The organism is Pseudomonas sp. 10S4, assembly GCF_034344865.1.
In the GTDB taxonomy this organism is placed as follows: Bacteria; Pseudomonadota; Gammaproteobacteria; order Pseudomonadales; family Pseudomonadaceae; genus Aquipseudomonas.
In genome coordinates, this window is record NZ_CP133774.1 from 2,681,519 (window position 1) to 2,694,399 (window position 12,881).

1 protein-coding gene, 2 rRNA genes and 2 pseudogenes are annotated in these 12,881 nt (G+C 57.5%); all 5 read left to right on the forward strand.

The genetic code is table 11. The features are described from left to right. The first annotated feature begins 187 nt into the window (after positions 1-187). The 5 genes and pseudogenes from RHM58_RS12335 (at position 188) to recD (ending at position 12,782) form a co-directional block, all read left to right on the forward strand. Positions 188-3,094: ribosomal RNA gene (locus RHM58_RS12335) — 23S ribosomal RNA — on the forward strand. A gap of 173 nt (positions 3,095-3,267) precedes the next feature. After that, positions 3,268-3,383, forward strand: a 5S ribosomal RNA gene (gene rrf / locus RHM58_RS12340). 155 nt (positions 3,384-3,538) lie between these two features. Continuing rightward, a pseudogene (gene recC, locus RHM58_RS12345) lies at positions 3,539-6,990 on the forward strand (exodeoxyribonuclease V subunit gamma). Then, positions 6,987-10,677 (forward strand): annotated as a pseudogene (gene recB, locus RHM58_RS12350) (exodeoxyribonuclease V subunit beta). Before recC ends, recB begins: the two co-directional pseudogenes overlap by 4 nt. Next, on the forward strand, positions 10,674-12,782 hold the full coding sequence (recD, locus tag RHM58_RS12355) for an exodeoxyribonuclease V subunit alpha (protein WP_201200355.1): 2,109 nt from the start codon (positions 10,674-10,676) through the stop codon (positions 12,780-12,782). Before recB ends, recD begins: the two are co-directional and overlap by 4 nt. The last annotated feature ends 99 nt before the right edge of the window (positions 12,783-12,881 follow it).

A 12,881-nucleotide genomic window follows, 5' to 3' on the forward strand; every position in this document is an offset into this window, starting at 1 on the left:
GTGATGGTGAATGTTGATTTCTAGTCTTTGATTAGATCGTTCTTTAAAAATTTGGGTATGTGATAGAAAGATAGACTGGACGTTACTTTCACTGGTAACGGATCAGGCTAAGGTAAAATTTGTGAGTAATTGCGAATTTTCGGCGAATGTCGTCTTCACAGTATAACCAGATTGCTTGGGGTTATATGGTCAAGTGAAGAAGCGCATACGGTGGATGCCTTGGCAGTCAGAGGCGATGAAAGACGTGGTAGCCTGCGAAAAGCTTCGGGGAGTCGGCAAACAGACTTTGATCCGGAGATGTCTGAATGGGGGAACCCACCTAACATAAGTTAGGTATCTTAAGCTGAATACATAGGCTTAAGAAGCGAACCAGGGGAACTGAAACAGTCTAAGTACCCTGAGGAAAAGAAATCAACCGAGATTCCGTTAGTAGTGGCGAGCGAACGGGGACTAGCCCTTAAGTGGCTTTGAGATTAGCGGAACGCTCTGGAAAGTGCGGCCATAGTGGGTGATAGCCCTGTACGCGAAAATCTCTTAGTCATGAAATCGAGTAGGACGGAGCACGAGAAACTTTGTCTGAATATGGGGGGACCATCCTCCAAGGCTAAATACTACTGACTGACCGATAGTGAACTAGTACCGTGAGGGAAAGGCGAAAAGAACCCCGGAGAGGGGAGTGAAATAGATCCTGAAACCGTATGCGTACAAGCAGTGGGAGCCCACTTTGTTGGGTGACTGCGTACCTTTTGTATAATGGGTCAGCGACTTATTTTCAGTGGCGAGCTTAACCCGAGTAGGGTAATGCGTAGCGAAAGCGAGTCTTAATAGGGCGATTCTAGTCGCATGGGAATAGACCCGAAACCGGGCGATCTATCCATGGGCAGGTTGAAGGTTGGGTAACACTAACTGGAGGACCGAACCGACTACCGTTGAAAAGTTAGCGGATGACCTGTGGATCGGAGTGAAAGGCTAATCAAGCTCGGAGATAGCTGGTTCTCCTCGAAAGCTATTTAGGTAGCGCCTCATGTATCACTGTAGGGGGTAGAGCACTGTTTCGGCTAGGGGGTCATCCCGACTTACCAAACCGATGCAAACTCCGAATACCTACAAGTGCCGAGCATGGGAGACACACGGCGGGTGCTAACGTCCGTCGTGAAAAGGGAAACAACCCAGACCACCAACTAAGGTCCCAAAGCTGCGTGCTAAGTGGGAAAGGATGTGGAGTTGCACAGACAACCAGGAGGTTGGCTTAGAAGCAGCCACCCTTGAAAGAAAGCGTAATAGCTCACTAGTCGAGTCGGCCTGCGCGGAAGATGTAACGGGGCTCAAACCATACACCGAAGCTACGGGTATCACTTAGGTGATGCGGTAGAGGAGCGTTCTGTAAGCCTGTGAAGGTGAGTTGAGAAGCTTGCTGGAGGTATCAGAAGTGCGAATGCTGACATGAGTAACGACAATGGGTGTGAAAAACACCCACGCCGAAAGACCAAGGTTTCCTGCGCAACGTTAATCGACGCAGGGTTAGTCGGTCCCTAAGGCGAGGCTGAAAAGCGTAGTCGATGGAAAACAGGTTAATATTCCTGTACTTCTGGTTATTGCGATGGAGGGACGGAGAAGGCTAGGCCAGCTTGGCGTTGGTTGTCCAAGTTTAAGGTGGTAGGCTGGAATCTTAGGTAAATCCGGGATTCTAAGGCCGAGAGCTGATGACGAGTGTTCTTTTAGAACACGAAGTGGTTGATGCCATGCTTCCAAGAAAAGCTTCTAAGCTTCAGGTAACCAGGAACCGTACCCCAAACCGACACAGGTGGTTGGGTAGAGAATACCAAGGCGCTTGAGAGAACTCGTGGTGAAGGAACTCGGCAAAATGGCCCCGTAACTTCGGGAGAAGGGGGCCGGTGAGGCGTGAAGGCATTTACTGCGTAAGCCCATGCCGGTCGAAGATACCAGGCCGCTGCGACTGTTTATTAAAAACACAGCACTCTGCAAACACGAAAGTGGACGTATAGGGTGTGACGCCTGCCCGGTGCCGGAAGGTTAATTGATGGGGTTAGCTAACGCGAAGCTCTTGATCGAAGCCCCGGTAAACGGCGGCCGTAACTATAACGGTCCTAAGGTAGCGAAATTCCTTGTCGGGTAAGTTCCGACCTGCACGAATGGCGTAACGACTTCCCAGCTGTCTCAACCGCGAACTCGGAGAAATTGCATTACGAGTAAAGATGCTCGTTACGCGCAGCATGACGGAAAGACCCCGTGACCTTTACTACAGCTTGGTATTGGTGTTCGGTGTGGCTTGTGTAGGATAGGTGGGAGACTGTGAAGATTGGACGCTAGTTCAGGTGGAGTCAACGTTGAAATACCACTCCTGGCAACTTTGAGGTTCTAACTCAGGTCCGTTATCCGGATCGAGGACAGTGTATGGTGGGTAGTTTGACTGGGGCGGTCTGCCTCCTAAAAAGTAACGGAGGCGCCCAAAGGTTCCCTCAGACCTGGTTGGCAATCAGGTCGTCGAGTGTAAAGTGCACAAGGGAGCTTGACTGTGAGACTGACAAGTCGAGCAGGGACGAAAGTCGGGACTAGTGATCCGGCAGTGGCTTGTGGAAGCGCTGTCGCTCAACGGATAAAAGGTACCTCGGGGATAACAGGCTGATCTTGCCCAAGAGTCCATATCGACGGCATGGTTTGGCACCTCGATGTCGGCTCGTCGCATCCTGGGGCTGGAGTAGGTCCCAAGGGTTGGGCTGTTCGCCCATTAAAGCGGTACGCGAGCTGGGTTTAGAACGTCGTGAGACAGTTCGGTCCCTATCCGCCGTGCGACGTTGGAGATTTGAGAGGAGCTGTCCCTAGTACGAGAGGACCGGGATGGACGAACCTCTGGTGTGTCCGGTTGTCACGCCAGTGGCATTGCCGGGTAGCTATGTTCGGAACGGATAACCGCTGAAAGCATCTAAGCGGGAAACTAGCCTCAAGATGAGATCTCACTGGGACCTTGAGTCCCCTGAAGGGCCGTCGAAGACTACGACGTTGATAGGTTGGGTGTGTAAGCGCTGTGAGGCGTTGAGCTAACCAATACTAATTGCCCGTGAGGCTTGACCATATAACACCCAAGCAATTTGCTTGCTTCGAGCTGAAAAGCGAAAGAGCACCAGATTGCGGTGTGTGAAGACGAAACGAACCGAAAGTTCGAGACACTCACAAAACACCGAGATCTATCACATACCCATTCGCTGGAGCGTACTCCGTAAGGAGAACGACCTGGCTACCGAATTTCTTGACGACCATAGAGCATTGGAACCACCTGATCCCATCCCGAACTCAGCAGTGAAACGATGCATCGCCGATGGTAGTGTGGGGTTTCCCCATGTGAGAGTAGGTCATCGTCAAGATTAAATTCCGAAACCCCTATCTGCGTATGCAGGTAGGGGTTTTGTTTTGCCCGCAGGAAAGTTCATACAGCATCTTCAGACGGCTCCCGGCTGTCACAGTCTCCCGACAGTGCTAAGGTTCGGCCCTAGCTTTTGTATTTTCCCAAGGAAGCCTTATGCCGGACGCCGCGTCCCTCAATGCTGGTTTTATGGTGGTTCAAAGCAACAGTTTGGATGAACTGCGTAGCCTTGTGATCAGCGTAATGCGGCACTACCCGTTGGCTCCCCTGGAAAATGAAATCGCCTTGGTGCAGAGCAACGGTATCGCTCAATGGCTGAAGCTCGCACTGGCCGAAGACCCTGAAGACGACGATATGGGCGGTTGTGGCATCGCGGCGGCAATCGATGTGCAATTGCCGGGTAGCTTCATGTGGCAGCTCTATCGCATGGTCCTGGGTCGTGACGAAATCCCGGTGAAATCCCTGCTCGATAAAGCGCCGCTGACCTGGCGTCTGATGCGCCTGCTACCGCAGCTAATCGACCAACCTTATTTCGAACCCCTGCAACGCTTCCTCACTCATGACACCGATTTGCGTAAACGCTATCAGTTGTCCGAGCGTCTGGCGGATCTGTTCGATCAATACCAGGTGTACCGTGCCGACTGGCTGGAGGATTGGGCAGAAGGTCGACATCAACTACGTAATGGCAGAGGGGAAGCCAAGGCGCTAACCCCGGCCAACTGCTGGCAGGCAGAGCTGTGGCGTGCGCTACTGTTGGATGTAGGGGAACAAGGCATGGCCCAAAGCCGTGCCGGCGTTCACCAACGGTTTATCGAACGCATCAACCGTCTCGACTCCGCGCCAGATGGATTACCGTCCCGGGTGATCGTTTTCGGGATCTCTTCGCTGCCCGCTCAAGCACTGGAAGCACTCGCCGGACTGGCTCGATTCAGCCAGGTCTTGCTGTGCGTTCACAACCCATGTCGTCACCATTGGGCAGACATCGTCGCCGATAAAGACCTGTTGCGGCATCAATACAAGCGTCAGGCGCGCAAAAGCGGCATGCCGGTTGTACTCGACCCGCAAACCCTTCACCAACACGCTCACCCCCTATTGGCCGCGTGGGGCAAGCAGGGACGGGACTACATCAATCTGCTCGACAGCTATGACGATCCCGGCAGCTATCGCGCGGCATTTCGTGATGGTCGCATCGACCTGTTCAGCGATAGCCAACCACAAAATATGCTCAATCAGTTGCAGGACGACATCCTGGAACTGCGTCCTTTAAACGAAACCCGCGAGCATTGGCTGGCCGTTGATCCACACATCGATAAATCGATCCGTTTTCACATCGCCCACAGCGCCCAGCGAGAAGTGGAAATCCTTCACGATCAACTGCTCGAGCGTTTCAGTGCTAATCCGGATTTAAGACCTCGCGACGTGATCGTGATGGTTCCGGACATTGACAGCTACGCTCCGCACATCCGCGCGGTGTTTGGTCAGCTAGAGCGCAACGATCAGCGTTTCATTCCCTTCACTTTGGCGGATCAGGGGCAACGCGGCCGTGATCCGTTACTGATTGCTGTCGAACACCTGCTCAAGCTGCCGGACAGTCGTTTCCCGGTTAGCGAGATTCTCGATCTGCTGGACGTACCCGCACTCCGTGCTCGGTTCGGCGTCGAAGAGCGTGACCTGCCAACGCTGCACCGCTGGATCGAAGGTGCCGGCATCCGCTGGGGAATGAATGCTGAGCAACGCGCGGGCCTTGGTCTACCCGAGGAGTTGGAGCAAAACAGTTGGCGTTTCGGTCTTCGGCGAATGCTGCTGGGTTACGCGGTCGGCAGCGCCAGTGCCTGCGAAGGTATAGAACCCTATGACGAAATTGGTGGGCTGGATGCTGCGCTCATCGGTCCGTTGGTGGCTCTGCTCGACGCGCTGGAGATTGCGCATCAAGAACTTACGCAGCCGGCTGCTCCAAAAGAGTGGGGCGTGCGTTTGCAAGGGCTGGTTCAGCTGTTTTTCAAGGCCAGTAACGAGCACGACGACTACTTGCTGGCTCAACTCGAAGAGCTGCGTGAAACCTGGCTCGATACCTGTGAATCAGTGGGATTGCAGGACAAGTTACCGTTAACCGTAGTCCGTGAAGCCTGGTTGGCCGGTCTTGACCAAGGCCGCTTGTCCCAGCGCTTTCTAGCCGGTGCAGTCAACTTTTGCACGCTCATGCCGATGCGGGCGATCCCGTTCAAACTGGTTTGTCTGCTCGGCATGAATGATGGAGATTACCCTCGAGCGCAACCGCCGCTGGACTTTGACCTGATGGGCAGTGATTACCGCCCCGGCGATCGCTCCCGGCGTGAAGATGACCGCTACCTCCTGTTGGAGGCTCTGTTGTCCGCCCGCAATCAGCTCTATATCAGCTGGGTAGGCCGCAGCATTCGCGATAACAGCGAGCGGCCGGCATCGGTACTGATTGGCCAATTGCGCGATCATCTCGCCAGCGGTTGGCGGCTGGAGGGCGACGCCGATGATTTGCTTGAGGCAATGACACAGGAACATCCCCTGCAACCGTTCAGCGCCCGCTACTTTCACGAAGGCGATGCGCTGTTCAGCTACGCCAGCGAGTGGCAAGTGCTTCATCAAGCCAGTGAGCAAGCAACTGATGTCGAGGTCCTCGAACCCTACATTCAGGAGGAGCCGCTGGGCTTGGGGCAATTGCAGGATTTCCTGCGCAATCCCGTACGACACTTCTTCAGCCAGCGGCTCAAGGTGTTCTTTGAAGCGGCCGAAGTCCCTTTGGCCGATGAAGAACCCTTCGTTCTCGACGCGCTGCAACGCTACAGCCTCAGCGACAGTTTGCTCGAAGCAGCACTGAGTCAGCTGGATCACTCCGATCAAGCGTTGGAAGCACAGGCCATACGCCTGCAAAACAGCGGCCTGCTGCCCATGGCCGGTTTCGGCGAATGTCTTCAACGAGAGTTGATCGAGCCACTGCCGGATCTGCTGCAACGTTATCAACAACTCCTGACGTTATGGCCGACACTGCTCGCCAGTGCCTTGCCGGTGAGTCTGGAATTGCACGGCTTGCGTCTTGAAGGCTGGCTCAGTGGCCTGCATCAACGCGCAGACGGTGGCTTGCTGTCGGTCACCACGATTCCCAACAGTATCGGCTCGATCAAGACTCGCAAATGGCATCGCTTGACGCGGCCATGGGTCAATCACCTGGTCGCCTGCGCCAGCGGCATATCGATGACCACCGCGCTGGTCGCCAGCGACGACAGCTTGCTGCTGGAACCTTTGGAAAAGGATGCCGCATTTCAGATCCTCGGTAACCTGCTGCTGGCCTGGCAAACAGGTATGCGTCAACCGTTGCCCATCGCGGTGAAAACTGCCTTCGCCTGGCTCAGTCAAACCGACCCGGTCAAAGCCGAAGCCGCCGCGCGAAAGCCTACGAAGGCGATGGTCAGACTACCGATGGTGAGCGCCGCGAAAGCCCGGCACTCACCCGGCAATTCGCCGACTACGACAGCCTGACTGCCGACGAGACCTTCACCGATTGGTGCGACGCTTTGTACCGGCCACTGCTCGAAGCCCCTTGGCGCTCACTGACCAGCGAGGGCGCGCGCTCATGACGACGAAGACACCGTTGGCCCTGGCCTTTCCTCTGCGCGGCAGCCAACTGATCGAGGCCAGCGCCGGGACCGGCAAGACCTTCACCATCTCCGCGCTATATCTGCGTCTGGTCCTTGGCCATGGCGGCGAGTCGAGTGGTTTCGGGCGTGAGCTGTTACCGCCGCAAATCCTCGTCGTGACCTTCACCGACGCCGCCACCAAAGAACTGCGCGAGCGTATTCGCACCCGCCTGGCCGAAGCCGCACGGTTTTTCCGGGAAGAGACCCCCGCGCCGGACAGCCTGATTGCAGAGTTGAGGGAGCCAGTTCCTTCCCGAGCAATGGTCCGGTTGCGCAAACCGTCTGGACATCGCTGCTCAATGGATGGACGAAGCGGCTGTGTCGACCATTCACAGTTGGTGCCAGCGCATGCTGCGCGAGCATGCCTTCGACAGCGGCAGTCTATTCACTCAGACCCTGGAAACTGATCACAGCGATCTGCTGGGCGAAGTCCTGCGCGATTACTGGCGGCTGTTCTGTTACTCGATGCAGGGCGATGCGCTGAACTGGGTTCGCGGCAATTGGGGTGGTCCTGCGGCATTGCTGCCGCGGGTGCGAGGGCTGTTCGCCAGCGAACGCGAGAGCGTTGAAGGAAAAGAACCTGCCGAGCTCATTGCCGAGTGCCTGCTCGAACGGCGCACGGCGCTGCTCGAACTGAAGATGCCGTGGCGCCAATGGGCGGACGAATTGCTGGCGATCTGTCACCAAGGCGTGGCGAGTAAAAGCGTCGACGGGCGCAAGATGCAGGCGCGCTACTTCGAACCCTGGTTCGAAAAGCTCAAGGCCTGGGCCGACGACGAGGCCCTCGAACAACTGGACATCGGCACCGGCTTCACTCGCCTGACCAACGATGGCATGGCCGAAGCCTGGAAAGGCGAAGCACCTCATCATCCCGGGCTAGACGCTATGCCTGGCCTCAAGGTCAGTCTCGACAGTTTGCCGACGCCTGACGCTGCGGTTCTGCAACACGCTGCTCAGTGGGTAGGTGCCCGGTTCGAAGAGGAAAAACGTCGCCGTGCGGAAATGGGTTTCGATGACATGTTGCTGCGCCTCGACGCAGCGTTGCAGTCCGACGGTGGTGAGCGCCTCTCCACCCTGATTCGCGAACAGTTTCCGGTGGCGTTGATCGACGAATTCCAGGACACCGACCCGGTGCAGTACCGCATCTTCGAAAGCATCTATCGCATCGAAGAAAACAATCCCGAGTGTGGTCTGTTCCTGATCGGCGACCCGAAGCAGGCGATCTACGCCTTCCGCGGCGCCGACATCTACACCTATCTGCGTGCTCGTCAGGCCACCACCGGCCGTCTGCATACATTGGGCACCAACTTCCGTTCAAGCCATGGCATGGTCGATGCCGTAAACCATGTTTTCGAACGCGCGGAGTCTCGTGAGACCGGGCGCGGTGCATTCCTTTTTCGCGAGAAAAGCGGCGAAAACCCGGTACCTTTCCTGCCTGTCGAATCCCAGGGTCGCAAAGAAGTTCTGCACGTTGATGGTCAGAGCGTGCCGGCGCTGAATATCTGGCATCTGTCCGCAGATCAGCCGCTGTCCGGCGTGGTGTACCGACAACAACTGGCTGGCGCTTGCGCCAGTGAAATCAGCGCTCTGCTCAATGGCGGGCAACAAGGTCGTGCCGGCTTCATACAGGACGGCAAGGACTTCAGAGGCCTGCTACCCGCGGATATCGCGATTCTGGTACGCGACGGTAAAGAGGCCCAGGCCGTGCGTGGCGAACTCTCTGCCCGCGGTGTGCGCAGCGTGTATCTGTCGGACAAGGACTCGGTGTTCGCCGCCCAGGAAGCGCACGACCTGCTGACCTGGCTCAAGGCCTGCGCCGAACCGGATGTCGAGCGTCCACTGCGGGCCGCATTGGCCTGTATCACGCTGAACCTCTCGCTGGCCGAACTTGAGCGGTTGAATCAGGACGAACTGGCCTGGGAAGCACGGGTCATGCAGTTCCGCCGTTATCGCGAGATCTGGCGCAAGCAGGGCGTGCTGCCGATGCTGCGTCGTTTACTGCATGACTTCAAACTGCCCCAGGCATTGATCACCCGCAGTGACGGCGAGCGCGTGCTGACCAACCTGCTGCACCTGTCTGAATTACTGCAACAAGCCGCCGCCGAACTCGATGGCGAACAAGCCCTGATCCGCCATTTGTCCGAGCACTTGGCACTGTCCGGTCAGGCGGGTGAGGAGCAAATCCTGCGCCTGGAAAGCGACGAACAACTGGTCAAGGTCGTAACTATTCACAAGTCGAAGGGGCTTGAGTACCCCTTGGTATTTTTGCCTTTCATCTGTTCGGCGAAACCGGTGGATGGCAGTCGTTTACCACTGCATTACCACGACGCCACGGGCAAAGCCCAGGTGACCCTGAGGCCGACAGCCGAGTTGATCGCCCAGGCCGATGACGAGCGACTGGCCGAGGATTTGCGCTTGCTCTATGTGGCGCTGACCCGCGCGCAGCATGCCTGCTGGCTTGGTGTGACTGACCTCAAGCGTGGCAATAACAACAGCTCGGTGCTGCACTTGTCAGCATTGGGTTATCTGTTGGGCGGTGGTGCGGCGCTGGCCGAACCTGCGGGCCTGAAGCGCTGGCTGGAAGACTTGCAAGAGGATTGCCCGGCGCTCCGTTATAGCGAGATGCCCGAAGCGACAGGCGAGCATTACCATCCGCCGCGTAATGAAGCGACTTTACTCGCGCCGTTGATTCCCAAACGCAAGGCCAGTGAAAACTGGTGGATCGCCTCCTACAGCGCCTTGCGCATTGGCGACATCTTGAGTGTGGGCACTGACGAAGCACCGGAAAGCCCGCAAGCGCAAAAACTCTTTGACGACGAACGTCTCGACCCCGAAGCACCACGGGACGTGGTCACTGGCGGCGCTGACATTCACCGCTTCCCCCGTGGTCCGAACCCCGGAACCTTTCTCCATGGTTTGTTGGAATGGGCTGGTGATGAAGGCTTCAGCGCAACGCCAAAAGCGGTGGAAGACGCCGTTGGCCGTCGCTGTAATCGCCGCGGCTGGGAAGGCTGGATCGTCACGTTGAGTGACTGGCTGCAGCACCTGCTCAGATCGCCGTTGCACATCGGCGGCGGGCAGCCTCCAGTGGTCTTCGAGCAACTCAACCAATACCGGGTCGAGATGGAATTCTGGTTCGCCAGTCATAAAGTCGATGTGCTCAAACTCGATGAACTGGTGCGCCAATACACCCACAACGGCGTGGCCCGAGTGGCCGCTGAGCCGGTGATGCTCAATGGCATGTTCAAAGGCTTTATCGACCTGACGTTCGAGCATGAAGGTCGTTACTACGTCGCCGACTACAAATCCAACTGGCTCGGCGTCGATGATTCGGCTTATACCGAGCAAGCCATGGAACAATCGATCCTCGATAACCGCTACGACCTGCAATACGTGTTGTACCTGTTGGCCCTGCACCGTCAGCTCAAGGCGCGGCTGCCCGATTATGACTACGACCGACATGTCGGTGGCGCGTTGTACCTGTTCCTGCGCGGAACGCGAGCGGCCAGCCAGGGCGTTTATTTCGCCCGTCCGCCTCGGGAATTGATCGAGCGTCTGGATCGTCTGTTCCAGGGCAAGCAGGAACCCAAGGCCGAGCCCGCCTGGGAACAGGGAGTACTGCTATGAGCCGCACCTTCGCCGATTTGTTGCCCACGCCATTGGCGGCCGAAAGTCTGGCAGACCTGGCGCCGTTGACTCGCGCGGACGACCTTTTGCTGCTGCTCACCCGTTGGGTCGAACGCGGTTGGCTGCGTGCCCTGGACAAGGCCTTCGTCGCCTTCCTTCATGAACTCGCCCCCAATGATGATCCGCTGGTGTTGCTGGCGGCAGCGTTGACCAGTCACCAGCTCGGTCACGGTCATGTCTGCCTGGACTTGTTCGAGACGCTCAAGGCGCCGGATTTCGCCCTGTCGCTGCCACCCGAAGGCGATCTGCAAAGTGGCGCGATGTTGCTGCCATCACAATTGCTTGAAGCGCTGGACGGCGCTCACTGGTGCAAGGTACTGGCCGCCAGCAGTCTGGTGGCACTGGCGGTAGACGGTTGTGAAGAAGCCCGGCATCGGCCCCTGGTGTTGTCGGGCAAGCGTCTGTACCTGCGCCGCTACTGGGCTTATGAACGGCGCATCGACAATTCCCTGCGTCAACGCCTGGCGGAACATGAAGCAACGCCGGCGGATTTGCTCCAGCGCCTGACCGGTTTGTTCGGCCCCGCCAAGCCTGGTGAGGTGATCGACTGGCAAAAACTCGCGTGCGCCCTGGCCACTCGCGGCGCGTTCAGTATCGTCACCGGCGGTCCGGGGACCGGCAAGACCACTACGGTGGTGCGACTGCTGGCGCTGCTCCAGGCGCCTGCCGTGGAGGCCGGAAAACCGTTGCGTATTCGTCTGGCCGCACCGACCGGCAAGGCAGCAGCGCGGCTGACGGAATCCATCAGTCAGCAAGTACAAACCCTGACGGTAGCCGAGGCAGTACGGGACAAGATTCCGTCCGACGTCACCACTGTGCACCGTTTGCTGGGCAGTCGGCCCGGCACCCGACATTTCCGTCACCACGCCGGTAATCGCTTGCCACTGGATGTACTGGTCGTCGATGAAGCATCGATGATTGACCTGGAGATGATGGCCAATTTGCTCGACGCGTTGCCGGCCCATGCGCGTCTGGTGCTGCTCGGTGACAAGGACCAACTGGCCTCCGTGGAGGCCGGTGCCGTGTTGGGCGATTTGTGTCGCGACGCCGAGGCCGGGTGGTACAGCCCGCAGACTCGCCAGTGGCTGGAGGCTGTCAGCGGCGAAAGTCTCGAGACCAGCGGTTTGCATGAGGACCTGGAGGGCACTCATCCCTTGGCCCAGCAAGTGGTGATGCTGCGACACTCACGTCGATTCGGCGAGGGCAGCGGCATTGGTCAGTTGGCGCGTTGGGTCAATCAGCAACAACCCGATGAAGCTCGCAAGCTGTTGGCCGAACGTAACTACAAAGACGTGTTTTCCCTGCCGCTCAAAGGTGAACAGGACAAAGCGCTGGAGCGTTTGCTGCTGGACGGCCATAACGACGGACCACCAGGTTATCGGCATTACCTGAGTCTGCTGCGCAACCAGCGACCACCCGTTGACTGCGCCCTTGATGACAAACGCTGGACTGAGTGGGCGCGGCAAGTGTTGCAAGCCTTCGATACCTTCCAGTTGTTGTGCGCTGTACGCAAAGGGCCTTGGGGTGTCGAAGGCCTGAATCAACGAGTCACCGACGCCTTGCTCAAGGCCCGGCTGATCGACAGCGATCAGCAGTGGTACGAAGGCCGGCCGGTGCTGATGACTCGCAACGACTACGGCCTGGGCTTGATGAACGGCGACATTGGCATTGCGCTCAAATTGCCGGAGCGCGAGGGGCCCGAGGCAGGCAAGCACGTACTGCGTGTCGCCTTTCCGCGCAACGACGGCCAGGGTGGCGTGCGTTTTGTTCTGCCGAGCCGACTCAACGATGTCGAGACGGTGTACGCAATGACCGTGCATAAATCCCAGGGCTCGGAATTTGCCCACACAGCGTTGATTCTGCCTGATGCCCTGAACCCGGTACTGACCAAAGAACTGATCTACACCGGGATCACCCGGGCCAAGGACTGGTTCACTCTGATCGAGCCGCGTGCCGGTGTGTTCGAGGAGGCCGTGCAACGCAAAGTGAAGCGTTTGAGCGGGTTGATGCTGGAGTTGGAGGCGGGTGATAAGTCTAGCCCTTAAAATGCCAATCGGTTGACGACGGATATCTGTCCGAAGTGCCCTGTTCCGCGGCCTCGCTGGCGTTTCGGTGCTGTGCTATCGTTGCGGCATCATTCCGTT